Genomic DNA, 24,253 nt, shown 5'->3' on the forward strand with positions numbered 1-24,253 from the left:
TTGCTGGCATCCATACATTCTGTTTTCCTCCTTGGTTTATATTAGCATAGTATTCGCAATTCCAGGGTAAAGTATGCCTACAAAACAACCAATACAAAAAAAAATTGAAGGCGGTTGAAACCGCTACCGAGTTCCTCCTCATGTCTAAAGCCAGGGGCTTCCCTCTCGTTTTTTGGTGAAGGGAATTGGATTCCTACTCCCGAAGAGCGTGCCCAGCAGGCACAAGAGCGTGCAGAGCAGGAAAGACAGCGTGCAGAGCAGGCACAAGAACAAGCCCAGCAGGCACAAGAGCTTGCAGAGCAGGAAAGACAGCGTGCAGAGACTGCCGAAACTCGCTTAGAATCTTTGATGCAAAGACTGCGGGAATCTGGCATCGATCCCGATCGATTCTTGAACGGTTAATGGTGATTTTTTTTAAGACTTACGCACTACGAACCAAGGGAGTTGCTTAATCAGGGTATGAAAAAGAACTAGACAAAAATCCAGAAGCTTTGTGGACAATGGTTTTTATGATTTGCATATTTAGCCGTTCATACCGTAAATCAGCAACGCCAACTACAGTTATTCAACCCGCAGGCGAGTGGGCGAGAGTTTGTGTAGAGGCGGTTTCAACCGCCCAGTTTCGTCAATCGGTAAGCAAACTCGGAGAAGTAATCACAAAGACATCCCTAGTTCCCACTCCTTCTAATTCCGGTTTAATCGGCGTAGTAAAGTGGAAAAATTCGTGGTCATTTACTAGCAGCAATTCTCCCGGATGCAGAATTTTATTAAAAACAGGCTTCTCTTTTTTCGCCAAGTACAAATGCGTTTCCCCGCCGACAATATTAGTGCGATCGACCGAGAAAATCCCGATAAAATCAGTACCGTCTTGGTGAATGCCTTCCGGTGCGGGGTTGCCGAAATTGTGCGGCGAGCAACTTGTCCTGATTTGATGCACTCCGATTTCGGCTTCTGGGTGAATTTTGCAGGAGTCGAAGAAGGCAAAAATCAGTTGTTTGAAGTTATCGAGGGCAATTAGCCGATCGTCCAATTCGGCATATTCCCGCCGGATATCACCCACCACCGGATTGTATGCTTTGCTTTGGAACAAGTAGCCGTGAGGTAACTTAACTAACTCAGTCCCGTTCACTGCAAACCGCGACAATCTTCTGGAACGATACTTGCCTTTAATGTAAGGATCGATCGGCATATCGTTAAAAAATGGCTGGAAACCTTCGAGCTTAATCGAGTTTACTTTCTTGAAAGTAAACATGAAAGCATAGTCCAATTGAATGGATTCTAATACTGTTTTCATAGATTTTTCTTCCTAAAGCCTTGCTCCCCTCCTTAATTTTGCCTTAAGGAGGTGTATGCTTCTAGTCTAGCTCAGGTTTTTTGCACCTGTGGTAAAAAACACTACAAAATTTGCAAAGATATCGTAAAGAAGGAAGAAGGAAGAAGGAAGAGGGAAGAAGGAAGAGGGAAGAAGGAAGAGGGAAGAAGACATACACAGCAAGCTTTTCAGCGATCGGTATTTGACGTTTAATTAAGTGGATTTACTTAGCAGTTTAACTCCGCACCGCTTTCACTAGCGACTGACAGGCCCGCAGGAAGACGGCAACATCCGCCCCAAGTGCAACGTATTGAACGCCAACATCAATCCACTGCTTGGCGATTTCGGGGTTTTCGGCAAAAGTACCCGCTGCTTTGCCTGCTTTGCGGATGGTTTGCACTGCTTCCTGCATCATGTCGATGACTCGGGGATCGCAGACTTGGCCCGGAATGCCGATCGACTGTGACAGATCGTAAGGCCCCAAAAAAATCACATCAATATGTGGCACAGTCACAATTTCTGCTAAGTTATCGATGCCACCTTTACCTTCGATGTGAATCACAACCAAGGATTCTTCATTGAGTTTGTCCGTGATATCAACGCCCGCAGCAGTGTAACGTCCAGCCCGCGTAGCGAAAGAAAGACCCCGCGTGCCCAGAGGACTGTATTTAGCGCTTTTGACAGCGATTTCGGCATCAATTTTGCTTTCAATTTGCGGTACTTGAACGCCTGCGCTGCCGATGTCGAGAGCTCGTTGAATTTGCGGCCCATCGTTTTTGCGGACACGGACAATTGGTGCAATGCCGGTGCAGTCGGCCGCGCGACACAAATCTTCAGCAGCAAGGGGGTGCAGGGGGCCGTGTTCCATGTCTATGACGGCAAAATCAAATCCAGCGTGACCGCAGATTTCGATGAATGCGGGATAGGCGCAGTTCATAAATAAACCGAGGACTGTTTCGCCTTGTTTGATTTTTTGTTTGAGTTGGTTCTGACGCATGGTTTATTCAGTTGACAGTTGACAGTTGACAGTTGACAGTTGAGGGCGACCTCTCCCGGTCAGGAAGAGGATTGAAGTAATGAATAGTCTGCTTTTAATTTCTCCCTACAAGGGAGAGGCTTTAACCCAATTCTTTCTGGTAATGCCGGAAATTTGATGTTTTTTTACCGCGAATTAATGCCGATGAACCCAGATTGTTTTTAATTTTACACTCTTCAACCTGCGGAGGCAGGTGAGAGTTTGTATAGACGCGGTTTCAACCGTACGTCCGATCTTTATGTTAAGAGGATAGATAAAAATTTTATAGCTGATTTAGCTTCGATTTTAAAGGGAATCAAGCACACAACCCAGGCAAAAATAAACATTCCTAATATCAGTAAAAATATTGGCCCCACGGAGGGTTCTACGAACCAAGCAAATAAAGCAAACATTCCAATACTGCCAGTTGTCCACAGCCAAAGCATCATAAATGCTAGGACTATTTTATGTAAACTCATCCTAATTTTGATGGAACAACCAAACGGTTGAGAATGGATATATCCTTCGATAATTGGCAAAAATGAATTGCGGCCAGTGATGATGCGACTGATTTTGAAGGTATTGCCAGAGATTGTTCCTTCATAAGGTTTGGCAGGTGGCGCGCCGAAGGGTAGAGTTATTCTAAAAAGTTTGGGAGGAGTCACAACTTCGTCCAACCTGTTCAAAACTTCCAAAAAAGTTAAACTGGTGATAATTGTTAAATCCTCAAAGGGAATCAATGACTTAAAAAATTTGACGATTTTTAGCATAAAGTTGATTCGGCTATTCAATAGTTGTCACTGCTATTAATGCCTCTTATATAAAAAAGTTTGCCCTGACTCTACCGCGAAATACCAGTATAGTGCAAAATAAACATTTAAATGCGATGAGTGTTTTTTGCTGATGTCAAAATTAATTCCACAGTCTCCGATGAAACTGCGACGGTATCTATTTTCGCTCAAAGGTCGATCGCTCTTCACCTTCACCCTCAGTCTAATTGCCTCCCTCTCGGCTATTACCCCAGCCTTGGCCGCACCTGTGCGCAATCCCGACAAAGAGGAAACTTGCGACATTCTCGTAGCAGGCGGCGGGCTTGCAGGTGCTGCTACCGCTTACGAAGGTTTGCTGGCGGGGCGCACCGTTTGTATCACGGAAATTACTGACTGGTTAGGCGGTCAAATTTCCTCCCAGGGAACTTCCGCACTTGATGAAAGAGAAACTCAGCGATCGCTCTTATTTTACCCCCGCGGCTACCTAGAATTGCGGCGGCGAATCAAAGAACATTACGGGAGGCTAAATCCCGGCGGCTGTTGGGTTAGCTATTCCTGTTTCATGCCCTACGACGGCCACAAAATTCTATCTGACATTTTGCAAAATGCGGCTCAAACAGGCAAAGGGAAGCTGAAATGGTTTCCGAATACCGTGATTAAAGAATTAGCAATTACTCCGGCGGTGGCGGGGAATGCAGTTGGCGGACAACAAATTAAAAGTGCGATCGCCATTCAACACAAACCAGCCGCCAACACCCCGCCCATCAACACCGAAACCCTGTCTAAAACCATCGAAGATGCCTATCGCTACGAAAACTCGGCGCGATTTAACAAAACTATTATTCGGTTCACTTCCAAACCACCCAACCAGTCAAAATCAAAACCTAGAGGTGCAGATTGGTTCGTGGTAGATGCGACTGAAACAGGCGAATTAATCGGACTTGCCGATGTTCCCTACCGCCTCGGAATTGACCCGCGTTCACCTCTCGAACCTTCCTCCGCCAGCCCAACCGGCGACCCTTACTGCACCCAAGGTTTTACCTACACCTTTGCGATGCAAGCAACAAAGGAACCGCAGCAGCATCAACAGCCGTCTTTTTATCAACAATACGCTCCTTACTACAGTTACGAACTGGCGAGATTAGCCAGCTTTCCGCTAGTTTTCAGCTATCGCCAAATTAAAACCATGAGACCGGATGAGCCGCGCCCTTCCGATCCCAAGAAATTCCCGATTTATCCTGGGGATATTTCCATGCAAAACTGGACTTGGGGGAATGACTACCGCCCCGGTTCTGCTGAGGATAATTTAATTTATTCTCGCGCGCAATTGGAGGCTAACGGTCAACTGCAACCGGGCGCATGGATGGGTGGTTTGCGAACGGAAACTTTGCGCCGCGGCGAAGAAAATGCTCAAGGATATTTCTACTGGTTGGTAGCAGGAACTACTGACTCGCAATTAGGTAATGGAGTGAAAAAACCTTATCCAAACAATCGTTTGTTGAGCGGATTGGATTCGCCGATGGGGACGGTGCACGGACTTTCTAAATATCCTTATATGCGGGAAGGTCGGCGGATTATTGGACGGCCGACTTTGACTCAGCCTCAAGGTTTTACGGTGTGGGAAGTTGATATGTCTCGGACTGATTTTAAGACGGATTTTTACCGCGAGAATTTGTCGAAGGAAGAGTACCGAGATTTGTGGTTGGCTGTGGGTGGTTTGAACGCGCCGGCTTTGGCTGTGGGAAGTCAGACTGTTGAGGAGACTAAATCGCGATCGCGCGCCCGGATTTATCCTGATAGTGTGGGTATCGGTCATTACGCGATCGACTTTCACCCCTGCATGACCAACAGCCCGCCGGAAGCACCGGGAAACACCGAACGCGAAGGCACTCGCAAAGGTCAAGGACAAGCTTATCCGTTCCAAATTCCGCTGCGGGCAATGATTCCTCAGAGGATTGACAATATGTTAGTGGCGGGTAAAAGTATTGCTGTTAGCCACACGGCGGCGGCTGCTTATCGAGTGCATTCTTTTGAATGGTCTGCTGGGGCTGCTGCGGGTGTTACGGCTGCTTTTTCCCTAGAAAATGGGATTTTACCCTATGAATTGGTGGACGAATTACCATCCCGCGAGCCGAATTTGGAGGCGTTACAGTTGCGGTTGCAGCAAGACAAGAATCCGATCGCCTTTCCAGGTACTTCTATTTTCAATAGTTCGTGGCAAAATTGGAAATAATCGCAGTTGGTAATCTGTAGGGCGGACATCCTGCCCGCCGCACAATAAAATTCACTCTTTGTGGAACAGGGTGGAACAGGCTTTCGGGCCTGTTCCTGACACCCCACAATTAACTCGTTACCAAGAAGAGCCTGTTAACAGTATAAAATAACCAATAAGTGAATATTCAACCAACAGCAATTTGTCATCCATCTTTCGATAGAACCAATCAGACACTGCTTTAGTCGGATAATATCAATAATCCCCAAAAATATTCCCCCCTTCCCCTTCAAACTCGTCAAAGGTAACGGTCATGTCAACTGCACAGCTCACAGCCAATCCCAATAATGTTTATGCCAAACAGTTACTCAGAACCTTAGTAGCTGTCAAAAAAGGGGACTTTTCAGTGAGGATGCCCATAGACCAGACCGGTCTAGCCGGGAAAATTGCTGACGAACTTAACGATATTATCGAGCTCAATCAGAGAATGGCCGCCGAACTCGATCGCATCGGCACAGTTGTCGGGAAAGAAGGCAAAATCGCCCAGCGCGCCACCATCGGCAACGTTGAAGGTTCCTGGGCAGCTAGCATCAATTCTGTCAATACCCTAATTACAGATTTAGTACAACCAACCTCAGAAACCGCCAGAGTAATTCGGGCCGTAGCAAAAGGAGATTTATCGCAAACCATCCCCCTAGAAATAGAAGACAGGCCACTCAAAGGAGAATTCCTCCAAACAGCCAAAATTGTCAACACAATGGTAGACCAATTGAGTTCCTTCGCCTCAGAAGTAACCAGAGTTGCTAGAGAAGTAGGAACCGAAGGCAAATTAGGCGTACAAGCCGAAGTGGAAGGAGTAGCAGGAACCTGGAAAGATTTAACAGATTCAGTTAACTCGATGGCCGGGAATTTAACAGCCCAAGTCCGCAACATTGCCGAAGTGACAACCGCTGTAGCAAATGGCGATTTATCTAAGAAAATTACCGTCGATGTCAAAGGGGAAATTCTCGAACTGAAAAACACGATTAACGTCATGGTAGATCAGTTGAGTTCCTTCTCATCAGAAGTAACCAGAGTGGCGCGGGAAGTAGGAACCGAAGGGAAATTAGGCGTACAAGCAGAAGTCAGAGGAGTAGCAGGAACCTGGAAAGATTTAACAGATTCTGTTAACTCAATGGCCGGGAATTTAACAGCACAAGTTCGCAACATTGCCGACGTGACAACCGCTGTAGCCAATGGCGATTTATCTAAGAAAATTACCGTAGATGTTAAAGGGGAAATTCTCGAACTGAAAAACACGATTAACATCATGGTGGATCAGTTGAATTCCTTCGCCTCAGAAGTAACTAGAGTTGCGAGAGAAGTTGGTTCCGAAGGCAAACTCGGCGGTCAAGCAGAAGTTAAAGGAGTTGCGGGAACTTGGAAAGATTTAACTGATAGCGTTAACTTCATGGCCGGCAGTTTGACATCACAAGTCCGCAACATTGCTGATGTGACAACCGCTGTGGCCAAGGGCGATTTATCTAAGAAAATTACCGTCGATGTTAAAGGGGAAATTCTCGAACTGAAAAACACCGTCAACACGATGGTTGACCAGTTAAATTCCTTCGTATCAGAAGTAACTAGAGTGGCGCGGGAAGTTGGAACCGAAGGCAAATTAGGCGTACAAGCAGAAGTGGAAGGAGTTGCAGGAACCTGGAAAGATTTAACAGATTCAGTTAACTCGATGGCCGGGAATTTAACAGCCCAAGTCCGCAACATTGCTGATGTGACGACTGCTGTTGCTAACGGTGACTTATCTAAGAAAATTACGGTACAGGTTAAAGGTGAAATTTTAGAACTAAAAAACACCATTAACGTGATGGTGGATCAACTTAATTCCTTCGCCTCAGAAGTAACGCGGGTGGCGAGGGAAGTAGGGTCGGAAGGTAAACTAGGCGGTCAAGCGGATGTCAGAGGCGTAGCAGGAACCTGGAAGGATTTAACGGATAGTGTTAACTTTATGGCCGGCAGTTTGACGGCGCAAGTGCGGAATATTGCGGCGGTGACTACTGCTGTAGCAAATGGCGATTTATCTAAAAAAATTACTGTTGATGTTAAAGGTGAAATTCTAGAGTTAAAAAATACTGTCAACACGATGGTTGACCAGTTAAATTCCTTCGCGTCAGAAGTAACTAGGGTTGCGAGGGAAGTAGGAACAGAAGGCAAATTAGGCGTGCAAGCTGAGGTGAAAGGAGTTGCAGGAACCTGGAAAGATTTAACGGATTCTGTTAACTCGATGGCTGGGAATTTAACAGCACAAGTCCGCAATATTGCTGAAGTGACAACTGCTGTGGCTAATGGCGATTTATCTAAGAAAATTACCGTTGATGTCAAAGGGGAAATTCTCGAACTGAAAAACACCATGAACGTGATGGTGGATCAGTTGAGTTCCTTCTCATCAGAAGTAACTAGAGTTGCTAGGGAAGTAGGAACCGAAGGCAAATTAGGCGTACAAGCTTACGTGCGCGGGGTAGGAGGAACTTGGAAAGATTTAACTGATTCAGTTAACTTGATGGCGGGGAATTTGACGGCGCAGGTGCGGAATATTGCGGAAGTGACGAAGGCGGTAGCAAATGGAGATTTGTCTAAGAAAATTACCGTTGATGTTAAAGGCGAAATTCTGGAGTTGAAAGATACTATTAATGTGATGGTGGATCAGCTTAATTCCTTCGCTTCTGAGGTGACGCGGGTGGCGCGGGAGGTGGGAACTGAGGGTAAATTGGGCGGTCAAGCTGAGGTGAAAGGAGTTGCGGGGACTTGGAAAGATTTAACCGACAATGTAAACTCGATGGCGGAGAATTTGACGGCGCAAGTCCGGGGTATTGCTAAAGTTGTGACGGCGGTGGCGAATGGCGATTTGAAGCGTAAATTAATTCTGGAAGCTAAGGGGGAAATTGCGACTCTGGCTGATACGATTAACGAGATGATCGATACGCTGGCGACGTTTTCGGATCAAGTTACTACGGTGGCGCGGGAAGTTGGAATTGAAGGGAAATTGGGTGGTCAGGCGAAGGTTCCGGGGGCGGCGGGGACGTGGCGAGATTTGACGGACAATGTGAATGAATTGGCGGCGAATTTGACTACTCAGTTGCGTGCTATAGCCGAAGTTGCAATTGCTGTTACCAGAGGCGATTTAACGAGGTCTATTTCCGTTGCTACTGAGGGAGAAGTTGCCATTGTCAAAGATAATCTTAACCAGATGATTGTCAATCTCCGGGAGACAACGCATAAAAATACTGAGCAAGATTGGCTGAAAACAAACCTGGCTAAGTTCACTCGAATGCTACAAGGTCAGCGGGATTTAGAAACTGTTTCTAAACTAATTTTATCTGAACTTACACCGCTGGTTTCTGCTCAGCATGGTGTCTTTTTTATGATGGAATCTATAGAACACGATCCGTTTCTCAAACTGTTAAGCACCTACGCCTACCGGGAACGCAAGCATCTAGGAAATAGATTCAGTTTAGGTGAAGGTTTGGTCGGACAGTGCGCCCTGGAAAAAGAACGAATCCTGTTGACGGAAGTACCGGACAATTACGTTAAAATCAGTTCGGGGCTGGGAGAATCTGCGCCGCTGAATGTCGTGGTTTTACCCGTACTGTTTGAGGGACAAGTGACGGCTGTAATTGAGTTAGCTTCGTTTCGCCGCTTCAGCGAAATACATTTGACTTTTCTAGACCAACTTACAGAAAGTATCGCGATTGTTTTAAATACAATTGCGGCGAGTATGCGGACGGAAGAGTTATTAAAACAGTCGCAGTCTTTGACAGAAGAGTTGCAAACTCAGCAAAAGGAATTAACGGAAACTAACCAGCGTCTCGAACAACAGGCGCAGTCGCTCCGCGCCTCTGAGGAATTGTTGAAAAATCAGCAGGAAGAGTTGCAACAAACGAATGAAGAATTAGAAGAACAAGCTGAATTGCTGGCGCTGCAAAATAAGGAAGTTGAGCGGAAAAACCGAGATATTGAACAGGCGAGGGCGTTGCTGGAAGAAAGGGCTGAACAGTTGGCTCTAACTTCTAAGTATAAGTCTGAGTTTCTGGCAAATATGTCTCATGAGTTGCGAACTCCGCTGAATTCGCTGTTGATTCTGGCTCGATTGCTTTCTGATAATCCTGACGGCAATTTGAGTTCTAAGCAAGTTGAATACACGCGCACTATTTATTCGGCGGGAACTGATTTGTTAGAGCTGATTAATGACATTTTGGATCTTGCTAAGATTGAATCTGGCACGATGTCGGTGGATATTGAGCAAGTTTTGTTTGGGGATTTGCGAGATCATTTGGATCGAACTTTCCGCCAAATGGCTCTGGATAAGAAGTTGAGTTTTAAAATAGAGCTTGAGGCTGCGTTGCCAAAAGGTATCTATACTGATGCTAAACGGCTGCAACAAGTTTTGAAGAATCTTCTCTCTAATGCTTTTAAGTTTACTGAGCGGGGTGAGGTGAAGTTGGGTGTCGAAGTAGTGCGGGAAGGGTGGAGTTTAGAGATTGAAGCTTTAACGAGTTCTGCTACTGTTTTGGCTTTCTCGGTTAGCGATACGGGGATTGGGATTTCTGATGACAAACACAGGGTTATTTTTGAGGCTTTCCAACAAGCTGATGGTAGCACTAGCCGGAAATACGGGGGCACTGGTTTGGGTTTGTCTATTAGTAGAGAAATTGCTAATCTGTTAGGGGGAGAAATTAAGTTGACGAGTCGCGCTGGTGAGGGTAGTAAATTCACGCTTTATCTGCCGCAAACTTACCAAGAATCGGAAATAATAATGAACGATCGCGATTCGGGAACCGACAACCCAACGCCCCAGTTGCCGCCTGGTGTTTCTGCGACACTTCCTTCGCCGAATTTCCATTTGCCTGTGGCGCCTTATCCGTCGGTTTCCATATCTGATGACCGAGAAAATATTGAGAGTGGCGATCGCATCCTTTTGATTATCGAGGATGATGTCAATTTTGCTCGGATTCTGGTGGATATGGCGCAGGAACAGGGTTTTAAAGCTTTGGTTGCTTTGCGGAGCGATATCGGTTTGGCGATGGCGCGAGAGTTCAAGCCAACTGCGATTATGCTGGATCTAAATTTGCCTGTGATGGATGGCTGGACGGTGCTCGATCGCCTGAAGCACGACGCGACTACGCGCCACATTCCGGTTCACATTGTATCAGTTGAAGAAGGGCGGCAGCGCAGTTTGCAGTTAGGGGCGATCGCGTATTTACAAAAGCCTGTCAGTCATGAGGCTTTGAGCAAAGCTTTGACTGATATTAAGGGTTTTGTGGAGCGCCCCGTGAAAAATTTGCTAGTTGTCGAAGACAACGAAACGCAACGTCTTAGCATTGTGGATTTAATCGGCAATCACGATGTTTCAACGACGGCTGTGGGTAGCGGTGCAGAGGCGCTAGAAACTTTGAAGGCTGGGCAGTTTGACTGCATTGTGCTCGATTTGGGACTGCCAGATATGACTGGTTTTGAACTGATCGAGCAGATCAAGCAAGAGCCGAGTTTGAAAAGTTTGCCGATTATTATTTATACGGGCAAAGAGTTGACGAGAACCGAAGAAACTCAACTCAAGCGCATGGCGGAAACAATAATTATTAAAGATGTGCGATCGCCAGAGCGCCTGTTGGATGAAACTGCTTTGTTCTTGCACCGAGTTCAAGCAAATTTGCCGGAACCTAAGCGCCAAATGCTAGAACAGTTGTATCAAACAGATTCGACACTCGCGGGCAAAAAAGTCTTGATTGTTGACGACGACGTGCGGAATATCTTCGCCCTCACAAGTATGCTGGAGCGCCATCTAATGCAAATTGTGTTTGCTGAAAACGGCCGAGAGGGTATTGCTCAGTTGCAAAATACGCCTGACATAAATATTGTGTTGATGGACGTGATGATGCCGGAGATGGACGGTTACGAGACAATGGAAGCAATTCGCAAGATGCCTCAATTCGGTTCGCTGCCAATGATTGCTCTTACTGCCAAAGCTATGAAGGGCGATCGGGAAAAATGTATCGAAGCTGGGGCTTCTGACTACATCACGAAGCCTGTTGATACGGAACAATTGCTCTCGCTGCTGCGCGTTTGGCTTTATCGGTAATGGAAAGAAGTCAGTAGTCAGTAGTCAGTAGTCAGTAGTCAGTTGGCAGTAGTCAGTAGTCAGTAGTCAGTTGTTAGTTGTCATTAATGAGCAGTCATTAGTGAGCAGTCAACAGTCAACTGTCAACTGTCAACAGTTAACAATCAACAGTCAACAATCAACAGTCAACAATGCCCAATTCCCAATTACTAATTACTAATGCCCGAAACTCATGAACTGGAAACAATCGAAATTCAACTCCTACTAGAGGGAATATTTCGCTATTACGGATTTGATTTTCGTAATTATGCTCTTGCCTCTATCAAGCGCCGCATTTGGAACACTATTCGAGCGGAACGGCTCACCACGGTCTCTGGACTTCAGGACAAAATACTCCACAATCCTGCCTGTTTAGAGCGTTTTTTGGTGGATGTTTCTGTGAATGTAACTACAATGTTTCGCGATCCAGGATTTTACATTAGTTTCCGAAAAAAAGTGGTGCCGATGCTGCGTACTTATCCTTTTATTCGGATTTGGCACGCTGGATGTTCAACGGGAGAAGAAGTCTATTCTATGGCAATTTTGCTGCAAGAAGAAGGACTGTATAACCGCTGTCGGATTTACGCTACTGACATGAACGAATTAGTGTTAAAAACAGCCAAAGCTGGTATATTTCCTTTGAAACAAATGCAAGAATATACGCATCTCTACCATCAAGCAGGGGGCAAAAAAGCGTTTTCCGAGTATTATACTGCTGCCTATGAAAATGCTATTTTTGGGTCTTCACTTAAAGATAACATGGTCTTTGCTCACCACAACTTAGCAACAGATACTTCTTTTAATGAATTTAATGTAATTCTGTGCCGTAATGTGATGATTTATTTCAATTCACAACTCCAAGAACGGGTACATAAACTTTTTTATGAGAGCTTGGGAATGTTTGGAATTTTAGGATTAGGACATCAGGAGTCTCTAACTTTTACACCTTATGAAAAAAACTATGAAGCAGTTGAACGAAGTGACAAACTCTACCGCAAAATTAAATAAAAATATTTTTGAGATAGTGGTTGTTGGCACGTCTTTGGGAGGGCTAGATGCTCTGACTGTCCTGCTGGCAGATTTGCCACAAAGTTTTCCTTTGCCTGTGGTTATTGTCCAACACCGCCATAAGACTTCTCCTAACAGCCTTACGGATTTTTTACAACAGCAAAGCTCTCTCCAAATCACGGAGGCTCAAGACAAAGAGCCGATCGCCCCTGGCCGGATTTACTTGGCTCCCGCTGACTATCACTTGCTCGTAGAATTGCCCTGGATGGAGAAATTTAGCATTGATGAAAACGACGGTACAGCATGGGAGAGCGCGGCGGCGGAGCCAATCGACAATTCAAAATCCCCAATCCTCAGTCGCGTTTCTCCTACATTTGCACTATCAACTGATGCTCCTGTCTGCCACGCGCGGCCCTCTATCGACGTGCTGTTTGAGTCTGCTGCTGATGCCTTTGGGGAGAAAGTTATCGGCATAATTTTAACGGGAGCTAGTTCTGATGGGAGTGAAGGGCTGGCAAAAATTAAAGCTGAGGGAGGATTGACATTTGTGGAGGAACCTGCTTCGGCTCTATGCCGGACAATGCCGGCGTCCGCGATCGCAAATGTTGAAGTAGACTGGATTTTACCCCTCTCTAAAATCGCTCCGTGTTTAGTCAACTTGCTAACAATTAAAAATTAAAAAATTTATGGATGTGGAACGCGAAAATCAAGTAAATGTCCTTCTAGTTGACGATCGGCCAGAAAATTTGGTGGCTCTAGAAGCTATCCTCAACAGCCATTCTTATAATCTAGTACAAGCTAATTCGGGCGCGGAGGCTCTGAGATGTCTGCTGAATGACGATTTTGCGGTGATTTTGCTTGATGTGCAGATGCCGGGAATGGATGGATTTGAGACGGCAACATTGATTCGCTCCAGAGATCGATCGCGATCGACTCCGATTATTTTTGTCACAGCATTCAGCAGTAATGACACCCACGTGTTTAAAGGTTATTCTCTGGGTGCGGTGGATTACCTCTTCAAACCTTTGGAACCGGAAATATTGACATCGAAGGTGCAGGTATTTGTGGAATTGTTCCAAAAAACAGCCGAGGTGAAGCGACAAGCAACACAGTTAGCTGCTGTTAATAATGAACTCAGTAAAAGTGAAGAGCGATTTCGTACTTTGTGTGCTTGTTCGCCCCTGGGAATTTACTTAGCTGACGTTGAAGGTCGCTGTACTTACATGAATCCCCGCTGTCAAGAGATTTCCGGGTTAATTTTGGATGAAAATTTGGTGTCAGTTTGGCAGCGGTCGGTTCATCCTGAAAACCGCGATCGCGTAGTAGCAGATTGGTTAGGTTGGATTAAAGAAGGTCACGAATATTCGAGTGAGTTTCGATTAGTTGATAACGAAGATGTGCGTTGGATTCATGTGCAGTCGTCGCCAATGTTTTCGGATTTGGGAAAACTGATCGGTCACGTTGGTACGGTTAGAGATATCACAGACCGCAAGCAAGCAGAGGAAGAACGCGGCAGACTGATCCGCGAACAAGTGGCGCGGCAAGAAGCTGAGAGAGCTAACCAGATGAAGGATGAATTTCTGGCTATTCTATCCCACGAACTCCGTACTCCTTTAAATGCCATTCTCGGCTGGTCAAGGCTGCTGCGGGCCAAAAAGTTTGACCAAGAAACTATTGATAAAGCCCTAGAAACAATTGAGCGAAATGCTAAATCTCAAGCGCAACTCGTTGAAGATATTTTAGATGTTTCGCGAATTCTGCGCGGAAAATTAAATTTCAATTTGTATCCGATTCAGTTGAAAAATGTGATTGAAATGGCAATTGATTCTCTGAAACCGCTGGCAGAGACAAAATCAATTGTGATAGAATTTCAAGCTGACTCAAATGTTGGTAAAGTTATAGGCGATAGCGATCGCTTGCAGCAAGTAATCTGGAATTTGCTTTCAAATGCGATTAAGTTTACTCCTGAAGAGGGTAAAATAGAGGTGCGGTTGAAGTTAGTTGGCGACGAGGCCCAAATTCAGATAATTGATAGCGGAATTGGTATTGCTCCTGATTTTCTGCCTTATGTTTTCGATCGCTTCCGCCAAGCTGATAGCAGCACAACTAGGTCTTACGGGGGTTTGGGGCTGGGATTGGCGATCGTCCGTCACTTGGTGGAACAGCACGGTGGTAAGGTTGGCGCACAGAATAATACGGGCGAGGGTGCGAAATTTACGGTTTCTCTGCCAGTTGCTGAGGACAACGGGCAAGGTGATCTTGATGATTGCTCTGAACTCAATGACGCGACAGAGGCTCTCCCAACTCTTGCTAATTTGCAATTGCTGGTGGTGGATGATGACGATGACACGCGGGAGTTTTTGATTGCTGTACTCGAAGACGAAGGAGCTGTGGTGCGATCGGCAGCATCGGTGGCCGGGGCTCTAGCTGCACTGGAGAGTTCTTGGCCAGATGTGCTGCTGAGCGACATTGGAATGCCGGGAGCAGACGGCTATGAGTTGATCGCGCGGGTGAGAGAAATGGAAGTGCTGCGGGATCGAAAGATGCCTGCGATCGCCCTGACAGCTTACGTGAGAGAGTCCGATCGCCGACAAGCGCTGGAAGCTGGTTTCCAGATGCACTTATCTAAACCTGTTGAGGTAACTAAATTAATTGCAGGAATTGCCAACCTCGCAGGAATCCTCAGCAATCCGGTGGGCCTCAAAGCTGTTGAATCATTCAACTTAAAAGGCCAGAGATCGGAGGCTCAAAGGGACTCGGCGGTTGAAACCGCCTGAGAGTAAAACTATCGTCTGCGGAGACAGACGATCGACAGCGACGGGTATCTAAGCCGGATTTGGTAAGTTGTACTGCATTTAAATTCTATTGAGCGATCGCGCGGCACATCAAAAATCCTCTCCCCCTCTCCCCCTCTCCCCCTCTCCCCCTTTCTCCCGATCCCTCTCCGCATATCCGCCTTTCCCGTGCCGATTATCAAGAAAAATATTAAACTAGCTGAAAGGACGAGCGATCGACAGTTCGGAACAAGACACCGGTGTTTCCCCAAAAAACCGGACATTTGCCGTTTTTTGCTTTAACCTGCCTTCAAACTACAAAATTACCTGACATTCAATGAATATTTTTAGCAGTCTGCTTTCCGCACCAACTAAACAACCCCAAGTCACAAAACAGCGTCGAGGCATTGAAATTAAGTCGGAACGCGAAATCGAAATAATGCGGCAGGCGGCGAAAATTGTCGCAACCGTACTGAAAGAAATTTCGCAACTTGTAAAACCGGGAATGACTACTGCTGATTTGGATATTTATGCCGAAAAACGCATCCGAGAAATGGGTGCAACTCCCAGTTTTAAAGGCTATCACGGTTTCACTGGATCGATTTGCTCTAGCATTAATAACGAAGTTGTTCACGGCATCCCCAGCCGCAAAAAGGTAATTCGGGCCGGAGATGTTCTCAAAGTAGATACGGGAGCATATTACCAAGGTTTTCATGGCGATTCTTGCATTACTATCGCAGTTGTTGAGGTGACACCGGAATCTGCAAAATTAATTAGAGTTGCCGAAGAAGCTCTATATAAAGGTATCGAACAAGTGAAGGCGGGAGCGTATTTGCTGGATCTGGCTGGTGCGATCGAGGATCATGTCAAAAGCAACGGTTTTAGCATCGTTGAAGAGTTTACAGGCCACGGTGTCGGGCGCAATTTGCACGAGGAACCGTCGGTTTTTAATTTCCGTACTCGCGAAATGCCGAATGTGAAATTGCGATCGGGTATGACATTGGCGATCGAGCCGATTCTGAATGCGGGTTCTAAGTTCACTCGGACGCTTGCTGACAAGTGGACTGCTGTAACGGTTGATAATGCTATGTCTGCTCAGTTTGAGCATACTGTGTTGGTGACGGACACCGGTTATGAAATTTTGACCGATCGTTCAAAAGTTTAAGTCGCAATGGTTCAAGAATAATTGTGCGATTGCCGCGCTCGCGCGAACAACGCTGCGCGGTTTTGATTTTTGAATTAATCAGTTTTTAATCATTGGATCAAAACAAAACTTAAACCTCTTGAGTTTAACCACAATACGGTTTAGTTAATGATGTTTATTCCCCGGAGATGCCCCTAAATCCCCCTTAAAAAGGGGGACTTTGAGAAATTTCTTGTCCCACCCTTTTTAAGGGGGGCTAGGGGGGATCAGGTTTAACTGAACCGTATAGGAGTTTAACTACAATTTTTTAAGTTGATTCTATAGATGGAGGAAAAAAATAATTGAATTAGGCTAAATTCAAAGATAATATTGATAAAACGTAAGGGTAACGGATATGTTAGCACGATTATTATTGGTAGATGATGAACCGGGCTTGCGGGAAGCGGTACAAGCTTATTTGGAAGATAGCGATTTTTCGGTTGAGGTTGCCAGTAATGCTCGGGATGGCTGGGAACTATTGCAGCAGATCAATCCTGATTTGGTGATTTCAGACATTATGATGCCGCAGGTGGACGGCTATCAGTTTCTGAAGCAAGTGCGGGAAGATCCTCGCTATAAGTCTTTGCCGGTGGTGTTTTTGACGGCTAAGGGGATGACGGGCGATCGCATTCAAGGCTATCAAGCAGGCTGCGATGCTTATCTTTCTAAGCCCTTCGATCCCGACGAGTTGGTAGCAATTGTCACGAATTTGCTGGCCCGTCGCGCGGCGGCTAAGGAGACGAGTGGCAATGGTGAAAGTCCTGATATTGCTGCTTTGGCTAGCCAAATGGCGAGAATTGAGTCTTTGCTGAGTGGCCGGAGTTCGATCGTCCAAAGTGCTTCGTCGATTAAAATTGATTTGACTCCGCGAGAGCAAAGTGTTTTGGATTTGGTTGCTCAAGGTTTGATGAATAAGGAAATTGCCCGCCGCTTGGAAACTAGCGTGCGTAATGTGGAAAAGTATGTCAGCCGTTTGTTTAGCAAGACTGGTACTAACAGCCGTACTGAGTTGGTGCGCTACGCTCTAGAACACGGTTTGACTAAGTAGGAACCGATACTTTTTTGCTGGTGGCTATGTCTCGCCGCTCTGCGTTACCAGGCTCTTCCTGGTAACGAGAATTGTAGCAGTTGATAGTTAGCAGTTGACAGTTGACAGTTGACAGTTGACAGTTGATAGTTGACAGTTTCAAAGTACGGAAATCAAACCATTTATGCTCAACAGGTATCGGCTCTATTCATGAGGTTATTTATGTCCCTGCCCGATGTGGCGCTTGCTATATGCAAAAAATGATAACTATCAAGTTATAAGTATTGACAAAAATTCGGTGGATGTGTTAACAGGAAATCAGTTTGCTGGTAACAGGGGGTGCGATCGCACTTTTCGCCGTTTTCAGCCTGAAATAGATACTCGCTCTCATTTCCGAAATTACTTAAAAGAAAACCTGATTGTTTAAGAGTTTTCACGTAATCAATAGAAACGGAAAGAGTTAGCCGGATACCCTCCGTCAGGCAAACTTGCCCTAAAGTGTCACAGATAGGGGTATATTTTGTCGAAAAATAAGCGACTATTAATTAATAGCAGCGCAGCAAAGTAGCGGCGGATGTTTGAATTTATAGCAGCACCAAAATTTAGTTGATACTAGGAGGAGATTATGGGGAAAATCACGGCGCGACAAACGATAAGTGCAATGGTAGCATTGCCGATCGTACTAATGACCAATACCACTCAAGCTGTAGCTACTGATACCAGTCAGAAAATAGAACCAAATAAGCAAGTTTCTAATTTTGGTGATGAGCTTGATTTAGAGATGGTGGCACCAACCACAACAATCCTCATTGAAGAAAGCGAAGATTGGGATCTACCTGATTTTTCAGCTACTAATTTAGATATGGAGATTGATAAAATTCTGATCGAAAATGTGCAAGTTGTCATTGAGGAGCCACCGCCCGTAGTTTATCTCAGTGCGGCGAGGGGCCAGCAAAGCAGGGAATGTAAGATTTCAGCCGTCTGCGAATAACTGCATCGGATTTGTGGGATTTTTGGCTATCGACTTTTTTGCTCGGTACAATGTGAGCCACCGAGGGTTCAAAAAATCAGTAAAATCCGGTGGATTTTCCTGAGATTATGATAATAACAGAGTATGTATTTTTTCGGGTATGCTTTAAGGGCGATCGGCTCAAATAATCGGACAGTTTCAGAGCTGAGGTACGGGCAGCTAGAAACCGGGTTTCTACGAATTTTGGGTATGGTAACGAGAAATATATAGCGGTTCTCAGAAAGATTCGCGGACGACTGGGCATAGGGAATAGGGCATAGGGAATAGGGCATAGGGAATAGGGCATACCTCACTTTTTTGAGAACCGCTATAGCCTTTCTAAAAAAGATGAGGTATGTCTGGTAATTGGTAATTGCTAATTGCTAATTGGTAAGCGATATGTATTACCATAAAGCGTTGGTTTAAAGCCTCTCCTCGATCGGGAGAAATTAAAAGAAGACGATTGATTACTCCTATCCTCTTCTTTCTTTTGTCAAGTGCTGTCCCAGGTCAATTGTCAACTGTCAACTGTCAACTGAAAGCATCTATATCTATCAGGATTTTAAAATATTATGACTAATTCGCACTGCCACCAAGACACCGCAGCAGAGCAAAATAAAAGTTCGCTGCAAACTCTCTCCCGGACTCTCTCCATGTCTCAGGGGCAATTTTCGCTGATTTTGGTCAGGTGCAATTACAGTGCGATGCGAGAGGAAACTGTACGGCAATTGCGGCAGCAGTCTGGTGTCGAGATTCGAGAACTTGTCCTCCCGACATCTGTTAAAACTCTGTACACGACGATAGAAACCGAACTTGACGGTAGCCACCCCCAAGCTTTAATGGTGTTTGGATTGGAGTCCGTAAGTGCGATCGATCGCGTGCTGACATCTACCAACTACGTCAGGGAAGAATTTCGCAATAATTTTCCCTTCCCGGTGGTGCTGTGGGTGACAGACAAAATCTTAAAAAAACTGATTCGGTTAGTCACGGATATCGAGACTTGGACGACAAGCGTGGAATTTGTACTCGGCCCCGACGAGTTGGTAAATTTCTTGGGCAAAAGTTGCGATCGCATTTTTGGCAAGATTTTAGAAAGTGGCAATTGGCGTTTAAGCAACTCTACCATTCTCGGAGCCAATTCTTTAACTGAATTAGAGTCGGCCAGGCAAGACTTGCAAACTTGCAACATCAGGTTAGAACGAGCTATTGAAGCCAGTTTGCAATTTATTCGCGGTCGAGACGAATATGCTAGCCACCGCATTCAGGCGGCCCTTGAATTGTATCAAAAAAGTCTCACTTTTTGGAAGTATCAAGTAGCATTTATCGGCTCAAAAACAGAATTTAGCGATTTGTTATTTACTGTTCACCCTGCACCAGTATTAGAGGGGATTCTACTCTTTCACATCGGTCTTTGCTACCGTTTTCAAGCAGAAAAGCACCGCAGTGGCAACCGTCCTTACTGGACGGAAGCTAAAAATTATTTTCAGCAATGTATTGATGTTCTCGAACGCGCCGGACAGCCAGATCTCGTCGGTATATTCATCAATCAACTCGGCGAAGTATTGCAGCATTTAGAAGATTGGGATGCACTCTGGAATTTAGCTATCAAAGCTCGGAGGTTACATGAAAATATGGAAAACTCAACAGTTAATTTGGCTCAAGATTACGGCTTTTTGGCTAGAGTAGCCTTAGAGCAAAAGAATTGGCAAGGGGCGAAAGAATGGGCTTTAGTCGCCCTACACTCTCTCAACTCAAAATTTGAAGCGACGGGACACGGAACGGCTCTAAAATCGCAGCATCAAGGCTTGTATTTGTTAATTTTAGCAGAGGCACAGAGCGAGTTGGGCGAGGTTGAGGAGGCGATCGCACATTTAGAGCTAGCTCGCTCAGAAACCGAACCTTGCTACAACCCACAACTGTATTTGCGCGTTTTAGAAATGCTGCGAGGATTCTATTTTCAGCGGGGAGAATATCTCAAAGCATTTCAGCTTAAGCAAGATTATCGAGCGGTAGAACATACGTATCGCTTCCGAGCTTTTATTGGAGCCGGAAAATTACAGCCGCACAGAGAAGCGATTAATCCCGCCGCCGAAACAGTTGCCGCTGCTGCTACTATTGCTGACGAAATTACAGCTTCCGGTAGAGAAGCAGACCTCAACCGCTTGATATATAGGATGAACAATACCCCAGACAAACTGACAGTAATTTACGGTCAGTCTGGAGTTGGTAAAAGTTCAATTGTCACCGGGGGATTAGTGCCGGCACTCAAGCAAAAAAAGATCGAAATGCGGACTGTTTTGCCTGTAGTGCTGCAAGTTTACAACAACTGGCCGCGGGAATTGACCAGACAGTTATCTGCGGGGAAAGCTGAAATATTCGATCGCGAAAATTTCGATGCAGTACCGGGAGCAGCTTCGGGAGATTTGACCGTAGCAGGCGCAGTCAACGGCAATCTGCGGCAGGAATTTAACGGCGATTCGGCCCTAATCAATCAGGATCGGATTGAGCAGTCACAGCCTGTAGAATTAATTGTCGAAAAACAGGCGATCGAATATGAGAAAATCATCAAAGAGCTGCAAACAAATTCAGAACATCTAGTGACTGTTCTGATATTTGACCAATTTGAAGAATTCTTTTTCGTGTGGAAAGAGCCAGCAGAAAGAAAGATATTTTTTGAGTTTTTGCGGGAATGCTTGAAAATCAAGTATTTAAAAGTTATCCTGTCTTTACGGGAAGATTACCTGCACTATTTGCTGGAATTTTCCCGACCAAAAAAACCAACACAAGCCATCAAAAATGATATTTTGGCGGACATTCTCAGCAAAGATATTCTGTTTTATTTGGGTAATTTTTCCCAGGGCGATGCGCGAGCGGTAATTCGCACTTTAACTGAACGATCGCAGTTTTACTTAGAACCTGAGCTGATCGAAGAATTAGTCAAAGATTTAGCTGGAGAATTGGGAGAAGTCCGCCCGATCGAACTGCAACTTGTGGGCGCTCAACTCCAACAAGAGGACATTAGAACTTTAACTCAATATCAGGATCTGGGCAACAATCCGCAACAAAAATTAGTCGAAAGATTTCTCGAAGAAGTCATCAAAGATTGCGGGCCGGAAAATGAAGGGGCTGCACGTCGAATTTTGTATTTTCTCACAGATGAAGATGAGATTCGACCCCTAAAAACCCGCGCCGAATTAGCCTCTGATTTGGCTATATTTGCAGCTACTGACAAATTAGATTTAGTCTTAGAACTGTTAGTCAAATCCGGTTTAGTTTTTCGGTGGACAGAACTACCGACAGAGCTTTATCAGCTCGTTCACGATTATCTAGTTAGCTTCATCCGCCAGCAACAAGAATTAGATAAAAAGGCAGAATTCGAGGAACTCCGCAAGCAAAACCAAATTAACCGAGATGAAATTGAACAAATTCGCAAAGATAGAGAGCGAGATGCTTTGCTGTCGGAAGCTAGAGACAACCAGCGCTTAGCTAGAGACAAACAACACCAAGCGGAAGCTCAACTTTATCAAAGTCGGAGATGGCAATTGCGGGCGGCGATTCTAGGATTGCTGGTACTCGGAGGTGTTTCGTGGATGGGATTCGAGCAAGCAAAATTAGCAGAAAGCGCGCGCCAAGAAGCAGAAACAAGTCGGACTGATGCCCTAAATTCGGCGTCGGAAGCTTTGCTGCTTTCTAATGAAAAAAATCAATTAGGAGTGTTGGAAAATAGTATCAAAATCGGCCGCGATTCTCTGAAAAGTACCGCGCTACCTGTGGATACTAAAAATACAATTGCTGAGAGGCTCAGACAAGCTATTTCTGGAGTGCAAGAAAGCAACCGTTTCCAGCAACACAGCAAGTTTGTTTTGGATGTGAGTGTGAGTCCAGATGGTAATTCAGTTGCTTCAGCAAGTGCTGACAAAACTGTTAAATTGGTGAGCAAATCAGGTAAGTTATTAAAGACTTTCAAGCATGATGATATCGTGACGAGTGTTAGTTTTAGCCCGGATGGGAAAACGATCGCAACTGGTGGCGCCGATCGCAAAATTAAAATTTGGCAAGTGGATAACGACAAAAGTGCGATCGCCACTTTATCGGGCCACCGCGATATCGTCACCAGCGTCAGCTTCAGCCCCGACGGCAAAACCCTAGCCTCCGGGAGTCACGACAACACCATCAAAATATGGAACCTGGAAACAAAAACATTGGTGCAAACCTTAACCGGACACAAAGACTGGGTGCTCGGTGTCAGTTTCAGCCCCGACGGCAAAACAATTGCTTCAGCAAGTGTTGACAAAACTATCAAACTTTGGAATCGCAAAGGTAAAACCCAAAAATTTCAAATTAATCCCAAAACATTAACCAAACATTCTGACATTGTTTACAGCGTTAAGTTCAGTCCCGACAGCCAACAACTCGTCTCAGCCAGTGGCGACACCACAGCCAAAATTTGGAACCGAAAGGGTGAGGAAATCAAAACTCTCAAAGGACACAACGATGCAGTTGTTAGCGCGAGTTTCAGTCGCGACGGCGAAAAAATTGTCACCGGCAGCGCCGACGATACGGTGAAAGTTTGGAGTCGCAGCGGCACTTTGCTCAACACTTTTCGAGGACATCAAGACGACGTGAGGGCCGTAACTTTCAGCAGTGATGGCACGATTGCTTCCGCCAGTAAGGACAAAATGGTAAAAATTTGGCAACCAAACAGCACTCCGTTGAATAAGATTTTATCTGGACACGGAGACTGGGTTTATAAAGTAAGTTTTAGTGGGGACGGCAAAACAATTGCTTCGGCTAGCGGCGACAAGACGGTGAAACTTTGGCGCCCTGATGGCAGTTTAATTAAAACCTTAATAGGTCACAAGGATTCTGTTACCTGGACGAGCTTTTCGCCGGACAATAAAACTGTTGCTTCTGCCAGCGATGACAAAACGGTGAAAGTCTGGAGTTTAAATGGGAAACTGTTAGATACTCTGCGTCATAGTGGCATTGTGAGAAGCGTGAGTTTTAGTCCAGATGGCAAGATAATTGCCGCCGCCAGTGCCGATCGCAAATTGTACCTCTGGCGCTGGAACGGTGCTAAAGCAACTTTGTTGGCAAAACTCGATCACAGCAATCCAGTAATTAGCGTTAGTTTCAGCCCCGACGGCAAAACTATTGCTACTGCTACTGCTACTGACGACAAGGCAAGCGACAAGAAAAATGCTTTTGAAATTGCCGGAGAAAATAGAGTTTACCTCTGGCAATTTAACGGTACGTCGGCGAAGATTCTGACAACTCTCGATCACGCGGATAGTGTCAGAAATGTTAGTTTCAGTCCAGATGGCAAGACTGTTGCTGCTGCTTGCGCTGACAAAAAAGTTTACTTGTGGGGGTTTGATGGCAAGACCGCAAATTTAACTGAAAAACTCGACCACAGCGATACTGTGGAAAGCGTGAGCTTCAGTCCTGACGGCAAGTTGATTGCGGCGGCGAGTGCGGGAAATACGGTTAAGCTGTGGAATTTTGACGGCAAGAAGGCGCTGCTATCGAAGACTTTGGAATCGAGCGATCGGGTGTTGAGCGTTACTTTTAGTTCTGACAGCAAAACTCTCGGTTTTGCTAGCAGGGATCGGACTGTAATTCTGTTGCCTGTGGAGAATTTGGAGCTGAATAATATTATTGCTCGGAGTTGCGAGTGGTTGGGGGATTATTTGCAGAATGACCCAAATGTCACTGAGGGCGATCGAATGCTTTGTCTTGGGTTTGGGAAGCAGGCGTTAAATAAGAGGAAGTAAACCTTCATTCAGTTGACAGTT

13 protein-coding genes are annotated in these 24,253 nt (G+C 45.5%); 10 read left to right on the forward strand and 3 right to left on the reverse strand.

Annotated features, from left to right (window positions below; translation table 11 throughout):
• Positions 1-114: 114 nt before the first annotated feature.
• Positions 115-402, forward strand: a complete 288-nt coding sequence (locus tag QUB52_RS00005) for a hypothetical protein (protein WP_332972206.1) — start codon at positions 115-117, stop codon at positions 400-402.
• Positions 403-625: 223 nt separating this feature from the next.
• Here the strand turns inward: QUB52_RS00005 and QUB52_RS00010 are convergent, their stop codons facing one another.
• The 3 genes from QUB52_RS00010 to QUB52_RS00020 all read right to left on the reverse strand — a co-directional run bounded on the left by QUB52_RS00010 (position 626) and on the right by QUB52_RS00020 (position 3,097).
• Complete coding sequence (locus QUB52_RS00010) at positions 626-1,294, reverse strand: 2OG-Fe dioxygenase family protein (RefSeq protein ID WP_332972205.1); 669 nt, start codon at positions 1,292-1,294, stop codon at positions 626-628.
• 253 nt (positions 1,295-1,547) lie between these two features.
• Entirely contained in the window at positions 1,548-2,309 is a 762-nt protein-coding gene (locus tag QUB52_RS00015) for an HpcH/HpaI aldolase family protein (RefSeq protein ID WP_332972204.1), read from the reverse strand.
• 275 nt (positions 2,310-2,584) lie between these two features.
• Complete coding sequence (locus tag QUB52_RS00020) at positions 2,585-3,097, reverse strand: hypothetical protein (RefSeq protein ID WP_332969073.1); 513 nt, start codon at positions 3,095-3,097, stop codon at positions 2,585-2,587.
• A 160-nt stretch (positions 3,098-3,257) separates the two neighbouring features.
• On the opposite strand from QUB52_RS00020, the gene QUB52_RS00025 reads away from it, so the two are divergent.
• The 9 genes from QUB52_RS00025 to QUB52_RS00065 all read left to right on the forward strand — a co-directional run bounded on the left by QUB52_RS00025 (position 3,258) and on the right by QUB52_RS00065 (position 24,232).
• A complete protein-coding gene (locus tag QUB52_RS00025; RefSeq protein WP_321161622.1) occupies positions 3,258-5,330 on the forward strand; it encodes an FAD-dependent oxidoreductase in 2,073 nt (690 codons plus the stop codon).
• 292 nt (positions 5,331-5,622) lie between these two features.
• Positions 5,623-11,439, forward strand: a complete 5,817-nt coding sequence (locus QUB52_RS00030) for a HAMP domain-containing protein (protein ID WP_332972203.1) — start codon at positions 5,623-5,625, stop codon at positions 11,437-11,439.
• 198 nt (positions 11,440-11,637) lie between these two features.
• A complete protein-coding gene (locus QUB52_RS00035; protein WP_332969075.1) occupies positions 11,638-12,465 on the forward strand; it encodes a CheR family methyltransferase in 828 nt (275 codons plus the stop codon).
• On the forward strand, positions 12,419-13,144 hold the full coding sequence (locus QUB52_RS00040) for a chemotaxis protein CheB (RefSeq protein ID WP_332976084.1): 726 nt from the start codon (positions 12,419-12,421) through the stop codon (positions 13,142-13,144). The genes QUB52_RS00035 and QUB52_RS00040 overlap by 47 nt, the downstream gene beginning before the upstream one ends.
• A 7-nt stretch (positions 13,145-13,151) precedes the next feature.
• Positions 13,152-15,242: a hybrid sensor histidine kinase/response regulator gene (locus QUB52_RS00045; RefSeq protein WP_332972202.1), complete on the forward strand. Its 2,091-nt coding sequence runs from the start codon at positions 13,152-13,154 to the stop codon at positions 15,240-15,242.
• 334 nt (positions 15,243-15,576) lie between these two features.
• Entirely contained in the window at positions 15,577-16,404 is an 828-nt protein-coding gene (gene map / locus QUB52_RS00050) for a type I methionyl aminopeptidase (protein ID WP_265236731.1), read from the forward strand.
• A 373-nt stretch (positions 16,405-16,777) separates the two neighbouring features.
• Entirely contained in the window at positions 16,778-17,470 is a 693-nt protein-coding gene (locus QUB52_RS00055) for a response regulator transcription factor (RefSeq protein WP_265236729.1), read from the forward strand.
• A 604-nt stretch (positions 17,471-18,074) separates the two neighbouring features.
• Complete coding sequence (locus QUB52_RS00060) at positions 18,075-18,440, forward strand: hypothetical protein (RefSeq protein WP_265236727.1); 366 nt, start codon at positions 18,075-18,077, stop codon at positions 18,438-18,440.
• Between the two features lie 590 nt (positions 18,441-19,030).
• Complete coding sequence (locus tag QUB52_RS00065) at positions 19,031-24,232, forward strand: nSTAND1 domain-containing NTPase (RefSeq protein WP_332972201.1); 5,202 nt, start codon at positions 19,031-19,033, stop codon at positions 24,230-24,232.
• Positions 24,233-24,253: the final 21 nt, after the last annotated feature.

It is taken from the genome of Microcoleus sp. A6-C6 (assembly GCF_036705955.1).
GTDB lineage: Bacteria > Cyanobacteriota > Cyanobacteriia > Cyanobacteriales > Microcoleaceae > Microcoleus.